Origin of the sequence: Flavobacterium arcticum (assembly GCF_003344925.1) — a bacterium.
GTDB lineage: Bacteria > Bacteroidota > Bacteroidia > Flavobacteriales > Flavobacteriaceae > Flavobacterium > Flavobacterium arcticum.
Genome location: NZ_CP031188.1, coordinates 2,393,315 through 2,414,573, shown reverse-complemented (window position 1 = coordinate 2,414,573; position 21,259 = coordinate 2,393,315). Strand labels below are relative to the sequence as shown.

The window sequence follows — 21,259 nt, the reverse complement described above, 5'->3', positions numbered from 1 at the left end:
GTATTGGCTTTAAGAAAGAAACATTCTAAATTAACAGGTATAAAAAATAAAAGCTGTTTGAAACCAAACAGCTTTATTTATAAACAAGTAATTGTCGCGTTTAGAATGCCAAAAACGCTTTATTATACTCCCTAAGGTCAAGCATATTGTTTTTGTTAGTAAGGTCGGTAAATAAGGATAATAAGTACTCAAGACTTTCTATATCATTTTCACTCTTAGGAGCGCTTTCTTCTTTTACTGTTTCAGTACCTTCTTCTTCCTCATCTTCAAGAGGTTCATCATCAGGAATCGCTATTAAAAATGCGCCATTTTGTTCCAGGTGCTCATAGGTTAGTCGAATAGCTTTTGTAGCTACCGGATTTTGCTCCTCCATTGCATACGTACGTAGTTTTTTAAGCCCCTCAATTAGAGTTTCAGGATTAAAACCATTCTTGAATAAATCAAGTTGTATTTTGTTGATCAGTTTTTGTGCACTCGGATTTTCCACAGTATAAATTGATTTAGTTTTTGAACTTTGTCTGGATTGCAAAAATACTACTTTTATATTTTTCCAATATCATTTTCCCGATTTTATTGCAGTAAATATAATTAACGCGTATTTTTGGGTACTACAACACATTATGAGTAAACGCGATCTTAAAAAATATCTTGCCTCACTACCTAAAGAAGAACTTGAAGAACAGTTGATGGCACTGTATGAAAAGTTTGGAGAGGTAAAGACCTACTATAATTTTATTTTTAACCCTAAAGAAGATAAATTAGAGCAGGAGGCGAAGCTAAAAATATTACATGAATATTTTCCCGTAAGAAGCAAGCGACCTAAACTACGCCGCTCTGTAGCGCAAAAATATATTAAACACTTTCTTTCGTTAGGAGTAGATGCTTATATTGTTGCTGACTTAATGTTGTATAATATTGAAACTGCTCAAAAATATACAGCAAAGCGCGAAGTAAGTAATAGTACGTTTTATAAAAGTATATATAATTCTTACAAACAAGCTGTAGATTATGTGGTAACAAACGGAATGGCTACGGAGTTTAAACCGCGTATTTTGGCAATACATGATAAGGCTTTTGCGCAACGATGGGAAAATAGTAAAGAGTTTGAAAGGATATATGATAATTTTGAATAAATAAATCATTTATATACTACATTACTAGTCTAGTTTTTTAATACTTCTCTTTGGTTAAAAAGGCTATACATTATAAAAATTTAGACAATTAATAGAAAAATAATATTCTTATTTTGTAAACCCTAAATCTTTCATAAAATTAGAAATGTGACTGGTTGATTACTAGTAAAACACTTAACTTTATAGAGTATTATCCTTACAAAAAAGGACAACTCATAAAAACTAATTTTCATGAAAGTAGTAATAATAGGAGGAGGGTTTGCTGGTATAAATTTAGCAGAAAACCTAGCAGAAAATAAAAATTTTACAATAACACTGGTAGATAAAAATAATTATAATTTTTTTCCGCCGTTAATATATCAAGTAGCTACAGCCTACCTAGAACCCTCTAGTATTAGTTATCCTTTCAGGAAATTATTTCGCGGTAAAAAAAACATACAGTTTCGTTTTGGCGAGTTACTTTCGGTAAAACCCGAAACCAATACAGTAGTATTGCATAATGGCGAATTGGAATATGATAAACTGGTTTTCGCAACAGGAGCTGAGACTAATTATTTTGGGATGGAGAATGTCATGAAAAATGCCATACCCATGAAAACCCTTAATGACGCTATAGAAATGCGAAATAGGCTCTTGCAACGCATGGAAAAGGCAGCTATTTGTAAAAACAGTAGAGAGCGAAGAAAATACCTTAATATAGTAGTAGCAGGAGGAGGACCTACAGGAGTTGAGGTATCAGGTATGTTTGCCGAAATGCGAAACGGAGTGTTACGTAAAGAATATCCTGAGCTTGCTACGAGTGCTAGTAATATATATCTTGTAGATGGTGGCGATGCTCTTTTAGGACCTATGAGTAAAAAATCGCAAGAGGCGACTTATCATGCTTTAGAGAAAATGGGAGTTGTTATAAAACTAAACACCCGTGTTACTGATTTTACTGATGATACAGTTTACCTATCTAATGGCGAAACTATCAGCTCTAAAAACCTGATATGGGCAGCGGGAGTATCGGCAAAAACATTTGAAGGTGTCCCTCTAGAAAGTTACGGACGCGGTAGACGAATGATTACAGATGAATTTAATAAAGTGGCTAATACTCACAATATATATGCTATTGGAGATACTAGTATACAAACTACTGATGAAAACTTCCCTAATGGTCACCCACAGGTAGCACAGGTGGCAATACAACAAGGCATTCAGCTTGCGAAGAACTTTAAGCGAACGTTAAAAAACGAAGCATTGCAACCGTTTAAATATAATGATAAAGGCTCTATGGCTATTATTGGTAAAAATAAAGCAGTAGTAGATATCCCTAAGCCAGAAATACACTTTAATGGCTTTATAGCATGGTTGGCATGGTTATTTATTCACCTAATGTCATTAATTAGTTACCGTAACAGACTTGCTACTTTTTGGAATTGGATGACAGCTTATTTTGCTCAAGACCAATCGTTAAGAATGATAATTCGACCAGATAAAAGAAAAAATGAGGATAAAAAAGACTAACCTATAATGTAGCTAAAGCCAAACCTTGTCTTTTTCGGTAGCATCGAGTATATCAATATTAAAAACAACTTTAAAATGCTCGGCTACTTTAAAAGCATCTGCTTTATCAGTAGTTTGATAGAAAGTAATATTTTTATTTCCGTAAAATAAATTAAGTAGTATTACTTCTGTTCTTACTGTTGTTGTTGCGGTAACAACATTTACAGTTTGGTCTTGGTTAGTACGAAAAACAGAAACATACTCAAACTCAGGACAGGGCTCCCATTTACCTATATGAATACCTAAAAAAGACCATATTTTTCTATACGTTTTGCTTGTAATATCTATTTGTGAACCCTCGGTAGAGGCAAGGTTTAAACCTAATACCAAAAATATAGCACCAAAAATAATATTAAGAAAAAGAAGTGCAAAAATACCAAATAGCATTAGCGTAACGCCTAAAAAGCGTTTCATAAACGGTACAGGTTTTAAGTAGGTGATAATATTATTCATCGTTTATTTTTGGGAGCAAACTTATAAAAAAGAAATTACTTAACTTAATACCACTATTTAATAATCCCTAATTTTGTTAGTATTAAAAATTTTGTTAGTATTAAATAAAATATGAAACTCATTATAAAAAATATGGTTTGCCCAAGATGCATTACTGCCGTAACACAGTTATTGCAGGTTATGGATATGCAGCCTTTACAAGTAAGCTTGGGCGAAGCCATTACAGCAAAAGAGCTTGATGTAAATGAAATTACAACAGTAAAACAAAAACTGCAAGAGCAGGGTTTTGAACTATTGGAAGAAAATAAAGAAAAACTAATAGATAGAATAAAAACAATAGTGATAGATAAAATACATCATTCTGATCAGGATAAGGTTGTATTTTCTGAATTATTGGCAAGTGAGTTGCATAAAGATTATTCAGGACTTAGTAAACTTTTTTCTGCTGAAGAAGGGATTACATTAGAACATTTTATCATTCTACAAAAAATAGAAAGAGTAAAAGAATTATTGCTATATAATGAGATGACCCTTAATGAAATTGCCGATATGTTAGGGTACAGTAGCACGGCACATCTTTCGGCTCAGTTCAAGAAAATAACGGGTTTTACTCCTACAGTATTCCGAAAAAAGGGCAGTGAGCTACGCAAACCGTTAGATAATATTTCCCAAAACATATAAACTGTTTCCTTAATAGTATAAGTACTTTATCGGTCTTAATGTGGAACTTTGTACTAAATACAATCCGTCATGAAAGATTCAAAATCAAATACTGTTAATTTACCTTTACAAGGAGTAGAGAGCGAACATTGCGCTCTTATTGTAGATAAAGGGCTTGCAGATGTAAAAGCACTAGACAGTCATAAAGTAGAGCTGAACAATAATAGGGCGGTTATAACAACGTCAGACTTACTTACGGCTGTTCCTGAGGCAGTACATAAAATACGCGATTTAGGCTATAATGTAGTTACTGTAAAAAAATCCTATCCCCTAACAGGTATGAGCTGCGCCTCCTGCGCAGCTTCCAGTCAAAATGTATTACAAATGCAAGAAGGCGTAGTAAATGCATCGGTAAACTATGCTAACGGCAATGCTACTATAGAGTTTATACCGACTATAACGGATACCCCTACATTAAAGGCTTCATTACAGGCAATAGGCTATGATATACTTATTGATGAAGATGACACTACACCCGATTCGCTCGAAGCAATGCAGCAAGAGTATTATAAAGCATTAAAAAAGAAAACATTTTGGGCTATTGGTTTAGCTATCCCGATAGTTATTATAGGGATGACACCCGTACTTATGAAAATGGGTTGGGCTAATTATGTAATGTGGTTACTGGCTACGCCTGTAGTGTTATATTTTGGACAACAGTTTTTTAAAGGAGCATATAAACAGGCTAAACATCGTTCGGCTAATATGGATACATTGGTGGCTGTAAGTACAGGTACAGCATATTTGTTTAGTGTTTTTAATACACTTTTTCCGCAATATTGGCATAATAGGGGCATAGAAGCTCATGTATATTTTGAGGCATCGGCAGTAGTTATAGCTTTTATTCTTTTGGGAAAGTTGCTCGAAGAAAAAGCAAAGAGCAATACATCATCGGCAATAAAAAACCTTATAGGACTACAACCTAAAACTGTAACTGTTGTACACGAAGACGGACATCAAATGGAAATGCCTATTAGTAGTGTACAGGTAGGGAATATATTGTTGGTAAAACCCGGAGGTAAAATAGCGGTAGATGGCGTGGTAACATCAGGCAGTTCGTATGTAGAGGAAAGCATGATAAGCGGAGAGCCTGTTGCAGTACAAAAGAAAGAAGGTGCTACTGTTTTTGCAGGAACAATAAACCAAAAAGGCAGTTTTCAGTTTAAAGCAGAGAAAGTGGGTAGCGAAACACTCCTGTCTCAAATAATCAAGATGGTGCAAGACGCACAAGGTAGTAAAGCTCCTGTACAGTATTTAGTAGATAAAATTGCAGGAATATTTGTTCCTGTTGTTATAGGTATAGCTATAATAACTTTTATAGTATGGTTTATACTGGGGGGCGATAATAGTTTTACACAAGGACTATTAGCAATGGTAACCGTGTTGGTTATTGCCTGCCCGTGTGCACTTGGTTTAGCTACACCTACAGCTATAATGGTAGGGGTAGGCAAGGGAGCGCAAAACGGTATATTGATAAAAGATGCGCAGAGTTTGGAACTTGCTAAAAAAGTAACAGCTGTTATTCTCGATAAAACAGGTACTATTACAGCGGGTAATCCTAGTGTTACCGATATAAAATGGTTTACAGAAGAAACCCTAGAAAGGCGGGATATACTGTACAGTATTGAAAAATCATCTGAACACCCCTTGGCAAATGCTATAGTACAATATTTAAAAACGCAATCAGAATTTCTGAATGATGTGGTTATTGAAAATAAAGAGGGGATGGGTATACAGGCGCAGTATAATAATGTTATGTATACCATTGGTAATACTACCCTTATAGCAGCGCAAAATATACAAGTATCAGAGTCAGTTAAAGTATGGATGAACAAAAAGCTAGCTGAAGCTAATACTGTAGTATTGTTTACAGATGCTACCCAAGTGCTTTGTGCGATAGCCATAGCAGATACTATTAAGGAAACTTCGACAAAAGCTATAAAAGAATTGCAGGCAGAGAATGTAGCTGTTTATATGCTTACAGGCGATAATGAGCAAACTGCTAAAGCAGTAGCTGCCCAAGTAGGTATTAACCACTATAAAGCAGGGGTATTACCACAAGATAAACTGGACTTCGTGAAAAAGTTACAGGATGAAGGTAAGGTAGTAGCTATGGTGGGCGATGGTATTAATGATAGCGGAGCACTGGCACAGGCAGATGTGAGTATTGCTATGGGAAAGGGGAGCGATATTGCTATAGATGTTGCTAAAATTACAATTATATCTGGCGATTTGTTTAAAATACCACAGGCAATAAAACTGTCAAGACAAACGGTTGCTACTATACACCAAAACCTATTTTGGGCATTTATTTATAATGTAATAGGCATACCCATAGCAGCGGGGGTGTTATACCCTATAAACGGATTTTTATTAAACCCAATGATAGCAGGTGCTGCTATGGCGCTTAGTAGTGTGAGTGTAGTAAGTAATAGTCTTTTATTGAAAACCAAAAAACTTTAAAATAGAATTTAATATAAAACTAATATGAATAACGAATTAAAATTTAAAACAAGTATAAACTGTGGCGGTTGTGTAGCCAGAGTAACACCATTATTAAATGATGTAGCAGGAATAGAACAGTGGAGTGTAGATACTGATAATCCTGATAAAATTTTGACTGTAAAATTAGAAGGAGCTACCAGAGATGAGGTAATAACTACCGTAAAAAAGGCAGGATTTACTATAGAGCCGGTTTAAAAAAGGTAAACAATTTATGTGTAATTAACTTATATAATAAGTTGAAATAGCCTACTATAAATTTACAAATCAATCACTTATTAAAAGAATAATTCTTTTAGAGTATAAAAGTATTAACCTCGCGAACTTCGCCTGGTTGCATATCATTTAGTTGTACATTCCCTACTCGTACTCTTACTAAACGTAAGGTAGGGAACCCTACAGCAGCAGTCATTTTTCGCACTTGTCTAAACTTGCCTTCAGTTACGGTTATAGATACCCATGATGTAGGACCGTGTCGTTCATCTCTTATCTTTTTTCCTCTTGCGGGTAAACTAGGAGGTGCGTTTAATATAAAAGCATTACAAGGTAGCGTAGTGTAGCGCGTGCCATTAAAACCTATTTCTACCCCTTCTTGTAGTTGCTTTGCAGCCTCTTGTGTTATAAGTCCGTCTACTTGAGCATAGTATTCTTTTTCTACCTTTTTACTGCGTACAGCAGCACTTACTTTTCCATCTGTAGTAAGTAATAGTAAACCTTCAGAGTCTTCGTCGAGCCTACCTATTGCCATAGTACCTTCAGGGAAATTGTGTAGTTCTCCTAAAAGTTTCTTTTTACGCTTTAGGTTATATATAAATTGGCTAAGGTAGCCGTAAGGCTTGTAGATAATAAAATGATGTTCCATAAATTTTGATTGAATAAAGACAAAGATAAATTTTAAAATTTGTTTTAAAATTTATTTGTGTAACCAAATGGTTTCTTATATTTGTAACCGAATAGTTACATAATTAAAATGAGAAGAGATGTATTTCAGGCAATAGCCGACCCAAATAGAAGAGCTATTATTAATTTATTATCAAAACAGGAATTAAACCTGAATGCTGTTGCTGATAATTTTGAGATAAGCCGTCCGGCAGTATCCAAACACATTAAAATACTTACAGAATGTGGTTTAGTAAGTATTAAACAAGAGGGGAGAGAGCGTTATTGTCGGGCAGAGCTATCTAAACTTAAAGAAGTTGCCGAATGGACTAACCGCTATAGGGAGTTTTGGAACGATAAGCTGGATGCATTGGGTGCTTTCCTGGAAGATGAAAAATAAGTAAACAATAAAATTTTATAATATGGAAACAAAACCTTTAGTTGTAACGCGTACTTATAATGCTCCTGTTACCCATGTATGGCAGGCACTAACCGATGTGGAGAAAATGAGACAATGGTATTTTGATCTTAAAGATTTTAAAGCCGAAATAGGTTTTAAGTTTAATTTTGTTGGTTGTGATCATGATGGTGAAAATTTCATTCATTTATGTGAAGTAACCGAAGTTATACCTGAAACGAAACTAACGTATAGCTGGAAGTATGACGGTTATGACGGAATATCCTATGTTACTTTTGAGCTTTTTCCAGAAGATGATAAAACCAAACTTATACTTACTCATACAGATTTGGATACTTTCCCTTCAATAGAAGAACTTAAAAGAGATAATTTTGAAAAAGGATGGAATCAAATATTGGGTACTTCATTAAAAGAGTATGTTGAGAAGAAATAATTGAAAAAATACATTAGCTAAAAAATGAAATCGCTCGGGAAGTTACTTTCCGAGCGATTTCTTAACTAAAAAAATATAAAACTATTGCAATTATTTAGAATATAACCTTCTTACTCACAGTACCTTTATCAGTAGTAACATTTACAATCAGTATTTGCTGTTGTGCCTGTACCTCGTTAATAACAATTTCAGATGTATTAATACCTGATTTTGTATATAGTAGTCTTCCGCGCACATCATAGATGTTTACATCTGCCATTTCTAAGTTTTTAGCAGTAACTGTAATAGCTCCATCTTTAGTAGACACAATAACATTACTATTATTAATTTCAAATTCAGGAGTACTAAGTGGAGTAAGGCGATATGTAACTACAAATCTGTCATTAAACTGTCCTGCCTCTGTAGTAAACATATAATCAATATCCCAAAGATCTACTGTTTCTCCAGTAAGATTATCTGTAAGGAAAATATCTTGCCCCTCAAGGAATAAACCATCTGTATGGTCTAAGCTAATAGTATAGCTACCCGCTTCAGTAACATTATAGCCTAAGGTAACTTCATCTGTATCAATAAAAGATTCTCTAGCTTGTATCGTTAATTTATTATCATTTACAGTAGAATATACCTTTATAACCCCGTCTTCAACTAGAGCCTTACCATCCCAACCATAATCAATATCATTAGTTGTCACATTACTATATGCTACTGCCATTTGGCTAAATCCACTCGAATCGCCAGTAAGATTAATCCATAAACGAGATATATCTAAAGTATTAGCATCCTCTGGAGTTGTTCTAAAGAATTGATTGTTATTTACATTTGCCCTCATATTATTATTAAATGTAAGCGTACCTCCTGAAGCTTGTACAAAGAACCCTTGCCCAGGATTAATAACCCAAGTAGTAGGGTCGCCCACAAATGTTCCAGAACCTGTATCGCCCCAACCACCACTTTGGTTATTAGCTGTATAAGCTGCCATTGTAACATTACAATAGGTAGTAGCATCTGGGTCGTTACGTTTTCTCCAGAAATATAATGCCGAAGACTCATTTAAAGTTGCTGCGTTAGCAGCATAAAAATCATGGATATTAATAGGAGATGGGTAAGGGTTACCCACAAGATTATATCCGTTAAGAATGGTTGACATATTTACTGTAATTGTACCATTTTGAGGTACACCTACAAAAGTACCTGTCCAAGCTGTACCTGGAGTATCGGCATCTATAAAAGCTGGATGATCATTCGGCATACGGATAAGATAACCTAATCCCTGCTCAAAATCATTTGTTTCAGGGTCTATAGCTTGCAAAAGATCAGTAGTTTCATCATAATCATAAAAACGATTAGCTAATGTCATTGAAGAAAATTCTTGAAGATTTTGTCCGCGTACAGGAGAAGACCATAATGTATAATCTAATCTGTATAAGGGTGAACTTGATTTTTGAACACTAATATCTCCAATATTAGCGACTTCATTAACTTGAATAATGTTTGCATTGTTTTCAACAATGAAATTTTCTGCACCATTATTATTAGTAATCTCGTCAATAACAGTAATCGAAGTACCTTCGGCTACAACAAAAGAACCACTATTTACTGTAAGGGTTTTAACTTCAAATGTACCATCATCTGTAGTATTATAGTCACCTTCAATAACAGCGTCTAGTGTATTGTCTATTACTACAGGAGAAGCATCTGGATATTCTGAAGGTGTCCATGCATCACCATTCCAAGTAACTGCAACAGGCTTAGTAATTACATAAGTAATATTCGAATCATCTGACGTGCTGTTTGTACTATATGCCCTTACTCTGTAGTAGTAAGTCTTGAAAGGGTCAAGCCCTGTTACTTCATATGATGTTACATTACCTACGTCAAGCCCTTCATAACCTTCAACGAATGATGGTGTAATGCCTCCTCCAAAAGTATGACTACCAAGATTTATGTAGTTTTGACTATAACCAGTCCATTCTGTAGCAAGAGTAGGGAAATCTGTAGTATTGGTGTTAGTTACTCCACTAAGTATATTAGAGTTTCTTACTATAGTTCTATCTCTTGTTCTTAGATTTCCTCCTCCATCCCAATATGACCCAGGATCATCACCTATACTACCAATTATATCTATAAAAGCATTAGTACTTAGTTTATACAAAACCATAGTATCATCTCCGTTGAATGCCATTATCGGTCCGCCATTAATCATATTAGAACCATAATATAGTGCAGCTGAAGTATTGTTTATTACTATTGTTTCACCATCATTAAGTGTACCTAATAAAGGTTGAGTATATGTAGGAGAACTACTTCCGTTATTATATTGCCTTATTTGATAATCAGATAAATCAACACTTGCTCCTGTACCATTATAAATTTCTAAATACTTATTATTGCTTGACCCTTCTACATATTCAGAGAAAAATAAATCAGTTGCAATAATACCTGTACCAAATGATTCATATTCACTTACTTCTAAGTAATAACCCTCGGCACCTATTTCTAAGTCCCAGTTTGCAGTAAAAGAATTTGAAGTAATGTTAGTAGCTTCTGTAGTAATGGGCGCATCTAGTTGTAGTGTTGTAAAACTTGATTGTTCTCCATATAATGTGCCAGAACCATCAGTAATATATGCTATATAATAATATGTTGTTTCAGGAGATAGCGAATAAATTGTTACTGTAAAGTCAGATTCAGAGAGGTTGTCTCCTTCAATTTGTATTCCTTCACCAGGAGTAAAATCACTAGTAGTACTATATTCAATACCATAAGTACTAATAGCTGTACATCCGCCTGTTATTCCTTGTCCTGCTACAATAGCTGATACTTGGGTAATGCTTGAAGTAGCACCTGTTACAGCTGTTCCTGCTGTGTTTATACCGCTTCCTGTCGCAGGTATTGATAGTTCTGCTGACTCACTATCACCTTGACCAGATACTATAATATCTCCGTCATAGTTTATTACTTCTGTAGGAGAGAACTTTACATATACTGTTACAGTTTCGTTATTATAGTTATTTATAGTAAGGTTATCTACATAAGTACCTACTTCTGTAAGTGAGTAGCTATATCCTGCAAGCGCAGCTATAGTTACATTAGAATTAGCATCAATGTTTTGCCCTGTAAAGGTAAAAGATCCGTTTCCACTAATACTTGTACAAACGTCTCCATAATCTAAAGAGGCACTATCTAATGTAATAAATGGTGCACTTGCAGATAAAGTTGTTATATTGGCAGCACTGCTAAAAGGGGTTTCTAGTTCGCTTATATTTCTTGCTTTTACATCTACACTGTAGTCTGTATTAGCAGTAAGGTTTGTTACAGTAACCATTCCCCACGTAGTAGCAGTTTGCCATACTTCATTGTCTATAAGTTCGCCTGAAGCATCAACATACTGTGACCCATTTACTCTTATAGCATATTCTACTGTGCTATTATTACCATTTTCATCTAATGTTATTTCAAAAGAATTAATAAATGGATTTCCTAGTGTAGGAACGGCAGGAGTAATAGCTCTTGTGTAAAAACTGTATTCAGTACCATAAGCAGTGCCACCAGCATTTGTAGCATAGGCTCTATAATAATATTGAGTATTAGAGTTAAGCCCTGTAATAGTACTGCTGTATATACCTGTAGTAGTACTTGTACCATCGCTTGTTTTAGTAGAAAGACTTACAGTAGGATTGACAGAAGTACTCCATACTACACCACGTTCTGTACTTGTATCGCCAGTACTTGTAACATTACCGCCACTTGTAGCAGATGTAGTGGTAATATCAGTAGTTATTATTTCAGTAGTAGTAACTGTTGGTGGAGCTGCTCCTGCTGTCCATTCAAGGTTATCAATAATAGTTCTTTTAGCACTGTTTTCAAGTCTTATAACTGCGTCGCCAGTTACGTTTACATCTACACTAAAAGTAGTAGGAGTTACACTTGATACTGTTATAGTACCACCATATTGTACATCATTTACATATACTTTAAGTGTAGAGTTTCCTGAATATGCTCTTGCATACTCAAAACTTAATGTACCTACACCCCCTGAAATAGTAGTTGTATTTTCAACATATCCACCACTATTTATACAAATAGTGTTACCATCACCATCACTACTAGTATATGTACTACTACTGTTAGAAGTGTTAAAATAGATATCTCTTCTTGCTTCTGTAGCTGTCCAAGATATTCCGTTATCTCCTGTCCAAGATCTAGTTTGATAAGAACTATTAGTACTTACAATAGAAACATTAGTAAATGTCTCGTTGCCTTGTGCCCATAGTATACAATTAAAGAGGAGCAGTACTGTTGTAAAAATTTTAAACAGTAATTTTTTTTGGAAAAGTTTCATCATAGTTTGTATTAATTAATATTTGAATACCTTTAAGGGGATTGATTTTCAACCGACTACAAAGTTTCAATTCCTATATTAACTAATGATGTCTTATATATCAAAAGACCGTTACTATAATGTTAACTGCTTAAAAATAAGAAAACTCCATTATGATTAATGGAGTTTTCTTAGAAAATATAATTTTATATATTCTCTATACTATTTTAACAAAATTCTGAAAGACTTTATTTTATTTTTTATTTTTATATTTAAAATATAAATCCCAGATTGGTAACTATTCATTTCAATTTTATTATCAATAATAGTACTTTTAATTTCTTGCCCCATCATATTGTATATAGTATAAGTATAATTTAGACCATTAATATTATCAATATAAATAGTACCTGTAGTAACTGTAGGGTAAACAACTAAATCTGTACTTGTAAAATCTTCATTATCTAATAGCCATGTGTCTTCGGCATCAGCCCCGCCCCATATAATAGTAGCTAAGTAGGGGTTATCTATAAAAGGGTTTCTATTACCCTGCATATCATTTAATACATTATTTCTATTCATTTCATACTCACTTACAGGGTCTTCAGTATTCCACTCTAAAAAAATGTCAGGCATATCTTCACTATAACTTGTACTACCAGATCCAACTACTACAGGTAGGCATCGAGATTGATAGCGTACATACATATACATCATCATTCGTGCTACATCACCCTTCCATTCATCGCCAGGATAAAAATAACCTCCTGTTATTACAGAAGCATTTCCTGAGCCATCAGCAAAACGTTTATTGCTTCGCGAATTATTCATATAATAATCTACAGAACGTAAATGATGAGCATCTGATCCTGGGCCTTCAAATTCTAAATTAGGGTTTCCTAGAGAGCGTGGATACACGTGTTCTCTAACCCATTTTCCTGTACAACTTGTATTATGACAGCTAAGGTCTTTATCTCTTGTTCTATCGTTATCAGGATCATCATCTTCATCATTGTAACCATATACTAACAAGACATTTTCGCTATTTTCAGGATCAAGATCTCCTAGTTTTAGAGCATTCCATACCTCTGGAGTATATACTAATTCGTTTGTATGTGTTTCAGTAATTAGTACTGCAAGTTCATCTTTTAAAGCATCGCCCGTTAAACTAAAGTTTATAGAATTATAATATTCGGGTATTTGTGAAAAACAATAAAAGGGTAGTAGTAAAAGGGCTAGTGTCTTTGCTATCTTCATTTTTGTCATTATCTTAATAGTGAAAAGTGTGCTTTAAATTCTTTATTTGTCCCGTTAGATGATTGATATAATAGTTTAAACCAATAATCAGTAGCAGGAACTCTTTCTCCATTGTATGTGCCATCCCAGCCAACTTGCCCAGGCTTTATTACAGATATTACTTTTCCGTAACGGTCAAATATATAAATAATAGCATCTTGTTGGTTACTCAATCCCTTAATATTCCATGTTTCATGCGCTCCATCGCCATTAGGCGTAAAGTAGCGAGGGTAGTTTAAAGCATATACTTCTAGTACAAGCGGATCACATCCGTTTTTATCGTTAATTGTTATTGTATATACACCTTCGGTTATATTACTAAATATATTTTCATCCTGATAAGGACCATCATTTAGGCTAAACTCATAATTGCCAGAGCCACCTGTTACATTTACAGTTATGGTTTGTTTATAGCTAAAATCTGTAGCTACTTCGGCAGTAGCAACAGCTATGGAAGATACACTTACAGTAGTAGTACTTATGCCCACACACCCTGTTGTAAGATTAGTAGCTTCTACGCTATATTCACCAGGTTCGTCGACAATAAGAAAAGCTGAAACAAAAGGCAATACTGTTTCTCCTTTTTTCCATACAAAACTGTGATTTCCTACAGATAGTCCACTATTTATCATTACGCCGCTATACTCTTCTGTTTCGAGATTTTGACATATATAATACACATCTTCAAGTCTAGGGTTAGGTATAGGGTTAATACGAACTATCGTTGTAGCAGTATCTGTGCATTCTGTCCCTACCGTATAGCTTATGGTTACTACACCTGATGATAAACTTGTTACAAGACCATTTTCATCTACTGTAGCAATAAAATCATTACTAGTTGACCAAGTTCCGTCTAAAACATCATTTGCTAATTGAGTAGTTTCTCCTTCACAAATTGTAGTGTTACCGGTTATTACTCCAGGGTCGGGTGCCGGAGCAGGAGGAGGATTTATAGTTATTGATTCAGATACTTCGGTACAACCTGCATTATTTCTTACAGTTATAACATAATCGTCAGGCACAAGGTTTGTAAACGTAGTTGTAGCCTGATAGGTCACTCCACCATCTATACTATAGGTATATACACCTAATGGGCTAGTAACAACTATTCTTCCTGTATCGTTAAAACAATCAGTCTGTGTAACTACAAGTTCGGGTACAGTAGGAGTTGCTGGTTGAGGTTGTATTGTTTTTGTTACTGGCAGTGATATACATCCAGCACTATTTTGTATCCTGATTGTATAATTACCAGATGTAAGATTAGTGAAAATAGGGCTTGTTTGATAAGTTATACCATCTATAGTATAAGTGAGGTCTGCGCCTAAAGGAGCTGTAACCTCTATACTTCCTGTGGCAGTTGTACAGTCAGGGTTTGTAATAACAACTGTGGCAGTATTAGGAATTACAGGAGCACTATTAATAGTGAATGGTGTAGGTATGGCCGAAACACATCCTGCTGCATTTTTTACATAAGCAAAATAACTTCCAGGAGTTATACCATAAAAAGTAGTTAGTGGTTGATAGTTCACACCATCTATACTATATGTATAGCCCGCTCCAAGAGGTGACTGTATTGTTATACTCCCTGTAGAAATGGTACATCCAGGCTGATTGGTTATAACAACTGCATCATCTGGTATATTTGGCGCAGTATTTATAGTTACGTTTATAGTTGTAGATGTACACCCTGTTACTGTATTTCGTACTACTATTTGATAAAGATTTGGAGCAAGATTATTATATACTAAGTTAGTACTATATGTATTTTCATTATCAATACTATATTCTAAGTTAGTATCTATAGGCGATGTAATAGTTATAGAGCCTGTAGGGGTGGCACATGTGGGGTTTGTACTAGTATATCCTGCGGCTGTAGGTACAGTAGGAGTAGGGTTGATAGTTACTGTTTGCGGATTAGCCGATATACAACCTGCTGCGTTTTTAACTAGTACAGTATAATTTCCTGCAGGTAAACTTGTATAGTTAGTACTACTCTGATATGTAGCACCGTTATTAATACTATAATTTAAACCAGCACCTATAGGCGAGTTTATAGTTATATTACCAAGGGTAGTACAGCTAGGTTGTGTAAATGATACATCAGCATCAGCAGGGATAGCAGGAGCAGGGTTTATTGTAGCTGTAATAGTAGAAGTACATCCATCAGTATTTTTAGCAGTGATGGTATAATTACCTGCGCTATAACCAGCAAATGTGGTTGATGATTGATAAGTACCATTATCAATACGATAGGTGTAGTCAAGACCAAGTGGTGCTGTAATTTCTATAGTTCCAGTTGTTTCGTTACATCCTAACGGAGTTATTTGAAATTGAGGTGTTGGTATAGTGGGTACATTATCAATAGTAACCGATACAGGGTTTGATACACACTCAGCATCATTACGTACTAACACAGTATAAGTGTCAGGAACATATCCAGCAAATATATTAGATGTTTGATAGGTAGCACCGTTATCAATACTATACTCAATACCGCTACCTGTTTGTGTTGCTATAGTAATAGTACCTGTAGGTGTAGTACAAGTAGGTTGTGTTATACTGGTAATAGAAGCATCTGCAGGCGCATCAGGAGTAGCATCAATAGTAACCGATACAGGATTAGAAACACATCCAGCATCATTACGTACTACTACTGTATAATTTCCTGCAGCGTAACCAGCAAATATATTAGATGTTTGATAGGTAGCACCGTTATCAATACTATACTCAATACCGCTACCTGTTTGTGTTGCTATAGTAATAGTACCTGTAGGTGTAGTACAAGTAGGTTGTGTTATACTGGTAATAGAAGCATCTGCAGGCGCATCAGGAGTAGCATTGATAGTTGCCGATACAGGATTAGAAACACATCCAGCATCATTACGTACTACTACTGTATAATTTCCTGCAGCGTAACCAGCAAATATATTAGATGTTTGATAGGTAGCACCGTTATCAATACTATACTCAATACCGCTACCTGTTTGTGTTGCTATAGTAATAGTACCTGTAGGTGTAGTACAAGTAGGTTGTGTTATACTGGTAATAGTAGCATCTGCAGGCGCATCAGGAGTAGCATCAATAGTAACCGATAAAGGATTAGAAACACATCCAGCATCATTACGTACTAACACAGTATAAGTGTCAGGAACATATCCAGCAAATATATTAGATGTTTGATAGGTAGCACCGTTATCAATACTATACTCAATACCACTACCTGTTTGTGTTGCTATAGTAATAGTACCTGTAGGTGTAGTACAAGTAGGTTGTGTTATACTGGTAATAGTAGCATCTGCAGGCGCATCAGGAGTAGCATCAATAGTTGTCGATACAGGATTAGAAACACATCCAGCATCATTACGTACTAACACAGTATAATTTCCTGCAGCGTAACCAGCAAATATATTAGATGTTTGATAGGTAGCACCGTTATCAATACTATACTCAATACCACTACCTGTTTGAGGGGTTATGGTAATTGTTCCTGTAGGTGTAGTACAAGTGGGTTGAGTAATTGTTATGATTGCTTCATCTGGAGCTCCTCCAGCTCCTACGGTTACAACTACAGATTCTGATACACATCCTGATAAATTTTTGATTGTAACAGTATAATTTCCAGCAGAAAGGTTTGTAAACACATTTGTAAATGAATAGTTTATTCCATCAACACTGTATGATAGTCCAAATTCTGAAGTTACTGCAGTTATTGTAATTGTTCCTGTATCTCCTGTGGCACAACCTGTAGCAGTAGGTATAGCTGTATCAATCTCTGGAGCTTCGGTTATATTAAGTTGAGCGGCATTACTTATCAAATCACAACTAGATGAAGTGATTTCACAGTAGTACTGGTTTCCATTAAAAGAGAAAGGTATATTTTGTATATCCAGAGTATTGGTTGTTGCGCCTGAATAATTAGTGTTATTTGTTACATTTACCCAGTTCCCTATACTATTAAGCACTTTCCATTGGTAACTGTATGTTTCTGTTCCTGATACTGAAACAGAAAATGTTGCTGTAGCATTTTCGCAAACATATTGTGTAATAGGGTGGGTTATATTTGGTACAATACCACTACTTGGATCTGCAGTGTGTGACCCTAAATCGGCACAAGTGTTTGAGGTAGTAGTCCAGTCTGACCAGCTTTGAGTAACTGAGGGTGCTATAGCATTAGGATTTCTTTTTACGGTATATCCTATATAAGTAGGTGTATATGCGACATCAATAATAGTTCCGCTTTTTTTTAGTTTTAATTCATCATTAGCATTTATACCATTACCAATGTTACTATCAAATGATGATGGACATCCAGCAGGTCCTGACGTAGAACTACTTACAAGATAGGTTGAATATGGATCTATTGAGCCAGGTAATGTTAGTGTATACCCACCAGAAGGGGTAGGATCTCCTATATTTCCATAACGTTCTAATACATATTGACCTCCAAAGTTAATAGTGTTAGAAGTTGGATTGTAAAGTTCAATAACACCATAACTACCTCCATTATTATCATATATTTCTGATATGTATATCTCACCTTGACATTCAGGTGTTATTAAGTCAAAATTACCTGTAACGTTTTCTGTACAACCTGGTGCAGTTACTACGATATTACCAGCAGTAACACCAGCAGGTACTAAAGCAATAATTTCAGTATCTGATAATGATGAAAAAGTGGCAGTAACTCCGTCAAATGTAACTCCTGTAGCATCGGTAAAACCTGTACCTGTTAGCGTTACTAGTGTGTTTTCGGGTCCTGTTGTAGGAGAAAAAGATGTGACATCTAGTGAGCATGGTGGAGCTAAGTTAGTTACAGTACCGTTTAGGGTAAAATCATCTATAGTAACACCACCAGTACCATTAGTAGAATTATTAAATCGTACAATTATAGTTACAGTTCCTTCAAGTCCTGTTACTGGATTAAGTACAATAGTTTCTCCTATTTCTAATCCTGTAGTGGGTACTGAGCCGTTACCTACAGCAATACCATTAATTGTCATGCTCCATGTTGGTGCCACAAAGCCAGATGTTCTACGTCTCCAAAAGTTAAAAGAAGTTATATCGAGCTGTTTACCCGATGCTACATTAAATGTAAGTGTAAAATCGGTATAAGCTGTTGTCGTTGTCGTAGGGGCGGTTACACTTAGAGCGGTACTACCTGACGATCCGTCTAAATCAAGCCAAGGACCTGCGCTATTATGTGTCCAAGATGAACCAGAAAGGTCAGTGTCTAATATGTTGGGGGTTCCTGTATATGGATTAGCAGTAATAGGGGTGCTGCCAAAGTTATGTTGGTATACCTGTGCTGTAGCACTTACAGATAATATTAAAGCAAAAAAAAACAGAACAGCATTTTTTTTACTGGTTAAAGCATTGTCATTCAATAGCATTTCTTTGTTTGTTTAGGACGTTTTTAACAGCCCAAAATTAAAAGATATTTTGATTGTGACTATTATTAAAACATTATTTAACAATGGATTCAATGTAAATATAATGTTATTATATTGTATAATAAAATTTAGAATAAGTTAGTAAGCTCTATATGAAACATAAGAACGTAAAATAATAGGTGTTAAATTATTATGTTAATTAGGCTTAAAGGGTTATATTACTTACAGTATATTAACAATAAAGAGAGAATAAGAATAGATATTTTATTTAATTAAAAAAACTAATAGAGAACTACATCTTACTTCTCTATTCTACTTCAATAACACTACTTCCAGTACTATTTATAAAAAACTGTATTATTGCAGATGTTATAATAGTTAATGCAGCACCTATAACGTTTAACCAAAGGAAACTAACCACATCTATATAGTAAATGTAAAATATAGCAAGCTGACTTATTACTGCACCAAAAAAGATGGCTTCGGCTTTAATATATTTAATGTAGAAAGCCACAAGGAATATACCTAGTACTGTACCATAAAATATAGATCCTACAATATTTACTAATTGTATAAGGTTTTCTACCAATGAGCCTACATAGGCAAAAAGTATGGCAATAATACCCCATAGTAATGTAAATACCTTTGTAGCATCTACAAAATGTTTATCAGATTTATCTTTAGATACATTACGTTTATACAAATCTATAGCTGTGGTAGAAGCTAAGGCATTTAATCCTGATGCAGATGATGACATTGCTGCCGAAAATATTACAGCTAGTAATAGCCCTACCAGTCCTTTTGGTAGAAAGTTAAGTATAAAGTATAGAAAAACATAGTCTTTATCATTAGTCTCTGCTCCGTTATTTGCTTTAACAATAAGTTCTTTCGCTTGATCTCTAAGCTCTTTTTCTCTGCTGTTTAGCGATACTACACGGTTGTGTAGTTCTTTGTTATCATAGTCCTGATTAAGCTGATTTACATATAACATGCTAATCTCTTTCTTTTCATTGGCTAGTTCTTCAAGTTGTCCTTCTAATGCGTGGTAATCATTTTTATATATAGAGTTGTTAACGCTCTCTACATTATTAGGATTAAAGTGAAGTGGAGCAGAATGGAATTGAAAGAATATAAATACCATAACACCTATAAGTAGTATAAAAAACTGCATAGGTACTTTTAGCAAACCATTCATTATTAATCCCATTTGGCTTTCGCGTACTGATTTACCAGATAAATAACGTTGCACCTGAGATTGATCTGTACCAAAATAGGCAAGTGCTAAAAAGAAACCACCTGCTACACCACTCCATATCGTATAACGTTTTTCAGGATCGAAAGAAAAATCGACAATATTCATTTTATCATTAGCACCAGCTATATGTAAAATATTATCGAAGCTAAGTTCTTCGGGTAAATAGCTAAGAATGATATAGAAAGTGATAAACAAACCACTCATTATAATAAACATTTGCTGTTTTTGAGTCATGTTTACTGCCTTTGTACCACCAGATACAGTATAAATAATGACCATAACGCCTATAATAAAAGTCATTAAATTAAGATTCCAACCCAGTAATGACGACATAATTATAGCAGGAGCATATATAGTAAGTCCTGTACCTAAACCTCGCTGTATAAGGAACAGGAGCGAAGCCAGTGTACGAGTTTTTATATCAAAACGTTGTTCTAAGAACTCATAGGCAGTAAATACTTTTAACCTATGATAAATAGGGATGAAAGTAATACATATAACAACCATAGCTAAAGGCAAACCGAAATAGAACTGAACAAACCCCATACCATCATGATAGGCTTGTCCTGGTGTAGATAGAAATGTAATAGCACTAGCTTGGGTAGCCATAACAGATAATCCTACTGTCCACCAAGGGGTATTATTACCGCCAAGTATGTACTCTTCTACGTTTTTGCTTCCAAGTGTTTTTAATGATCCATATACAACAATAAATAGCAGTGTAGCACACAGAATTACCCAGTCAATTAACTGCATATTAAGAATATATTTGCATTAAAAAATAAAACACTATTATGTAAATCGCATTGAGTAATAATACCAATGAGTAGCTCTTTTTCCACGATGTAGGGTTGTTTTTCATACCTTATTATATGGTGTCTTTTTTATATAAGACTGTTAACTTATTTTTT

The 21,259-nt window shown here is 34.8% G+C and carries 14 protein-coding genes; 7 read left to right on the top strand and 7 right to left on the bottom strand.

The window, feature by feature from the left end; genetic code table 11:
• Window positions 1-100: 100 nt before the first annotated feature.
• Window positions 101-487 (bottom strand): hypothetical protein, encoded by a 387-nt coding sequence (locus DVK85_RS10890; protein ID WP_114678465.1) that lies wholly within the window; start codon window positions 485-487, stop codon window positions 101-103.
• A 133-nt stretch (window positions 488-620) separates the two neighbouring features.
• Here DVK85_RS10890 and DVK85_RS10885 point away from each other — a divergent pair, with 133 nt between their 5' ends.
• Both DVK85_RS10885 and DVK85_RS10880 read left to right on the top strand, forming a co-directional pair.
• Window positions 621-1,133, top strand: coding sequence for a DUF6155 family protein (locus DVK85_RS10885; protein ID WP_114678464.1), 513 nt, complete (start codon window positions 621-623; stop codon window positions 1,131-1,133).
• Between the two features lie 231 nt (window positions 1,134-1,364).
• Window positions 1,365-2,642 (top strand): NAD(P)/FAD-dependent oxidoreductase, encoded by a 1,278-nt coding sequence (locus DVK85_RS10880; protein WP_114678463.1) that lies wholly within the window; start codon window positions 1,365-1,367, stop codon window positions 2,640-2,642.
• Window positions 2,643-2,654: 12 nt separating this feature from the next.
• On the opposite strand, the gene DVK85_RS10875 is transcribed toward DVK85_RS10880, so the two are convergent.
• The gene (locus DVK85_RS10875; RefSeq protein ID WP_114678462.1) at window positions 2,655-3,134 is read right to left on the bottom strand and encodes a hypothetical protein; all 480 of its coding nucleotides are present in this window, start codon (window positions 3,132-3,134) and stop codon (window positions 2,655-2,657) included.
• Between the two features lie 111 nt (window positions 3,135-3,245).
• On the opposite strand from DVK85_RS10875, the gene DVK85_RS10870 reads away from it, so the two are divergent.
• The 3 genes from DVK85_RS10870 (at window position 3,246) to DVK85_RS10860 (ending at window position 6,554) form a co-directional block, all read left to right on the top strand.
• Window positions 3,246-3,815, top strand: coding sequence for a helix-turn-helix domain-containing protein (locus DVK85_RS10870; protein ID WP_114678461.1), 570 nt, complete (start codon window positions 3,246-3,248; stop codon window positions 3,813-3,815).
• Window positions 3,816-3,884: 69 nt separating this feature from the next.
• The gene (locus DVK85_RS10865) at window positions 3,885-6,317 is read left to right on the top strand and encodes a heavy metal translocating P-type ATPase (protein ID WP_114678460.1); all 2,433 of its coding nucleotides are present in this window, start codon (window positions 3,885-3,887) and stop codon (window positions 6,315-6,317) included.
• A 24-nt stretch (window positions 6,318-6,341) separates the two neighbouring features.
• A complete protein-coding gene (locus tag DVK85_RS10860) occupies window positions 6,342-6,554 on the top strand; it encodes a heavy-metal-associated domain-containing protein (RefSeq protein ID WP_114678459.1) in 213 nt (70 codons plus the stop codon).
• Between the two features lie 97 nt (window positions 6,555-6,651).
• Here DVK85_RS10860 and DVK85_RS10855 read toward each other — a convergent pair whose 3' ends face one another.
• Window positions 6,652-7,218 (bottom strand): pseudouridine synthase, encoded by a 567-nt coding sequence (locus DVK85_RS10855; protein WP_114678458.1) that lies wholly within the window; start codon window positions 7,216-7,218, stop codon window positions 6,652-6,654.
• A 108-nt stretch (window positions 7,219-7,326) separates the two neighbouring features.
• On the opposite strand from DVK85_RS10855, the gene DVK85_RS10850 reads away from it, so the two are divergent.
• Entirely contained in the window at window positions 7,327-7,635 is a 309-nt protein-coding gene (locus DVK85_RS10850; RefSeq protein WP_114678457.1) for an ArsR/SmtB family transcription factor, read from the top strand.
• Between the two features lie 22 nt (window positions 7,636-7,657).
• On the top strand, window positions 7,658-8,086 hold the full coding sequence (locus tag DVK85_RS10845) for an SRPBCC family protein (protein ID WP_114678456.1): 429 nt from the start codon (window positions 7,658-7,660) through the stop codon (window positions 8,084-8,086).
• 94 nt (window positions 8,087-8,180) lie between these two features.
• Here the strand turns inward: DVK85_RS10845 and DVK85_RS10840 are convergent, their stop codons facing one another.
• The 4 genes from DVK85_RS10840 to DVK85_RS10825 all read right to left on the bottom strand — a co-directional run bounded on the left by DVK85_RS10840 (window position 8,181) and on the right by DVK85_RS10825 (window position 21,104).
• Window positions 8,181-12,431 (bottom strand): lamin tail domain-containing protein, encoded by a 4,251-nt coding sequence (locus tag DVK85_RS10840; protein ID WP_114678455.1) that lies wholly within the window; start codon window positions 12,429-12,431, stop codon window positions 8,181-8,183.
• Window positions 12,432-12,629: 198 nt separating this feature from the next.
• Complete coding sequence (locus DVK85_RS10835) at window positions 12,630-13,664, bottom strand: endonuclease (RefSeq protein ID WP_135227495.1); 1,035 nt, start codon at window positions 13,662-13,664, stop codon at window positions 12,630-12,632.
• An 8-nt stretch (window positions 13,665-13,672) separates the two neighbouring features.
• Complete coding sequence (locus tag DVK85_RS10830; RefSeq protein ID WP_114678454.1) at window positions 13,673-19,093, bottom strand: T9SS type B sorting domain-containing protein; 5,421 nt, start codon at window positions 19,091-19,093, stop codon at window positions 13,673-13,675.
• Between the two features lie 307 nt (window positions 19,094-19,400).
• A complete protein-coding gene (locus DVK85_RS10825) occupies window positions 19,401-21,104 on the bottom strand; it encodes a sodium:solute symporter (protein WP_114678453.1) in 1,704 nt (567 codons plus the stop codon).
• Between the last annotated feature and the right edge of the window lie 155 nt (window positions 21,105-21,259).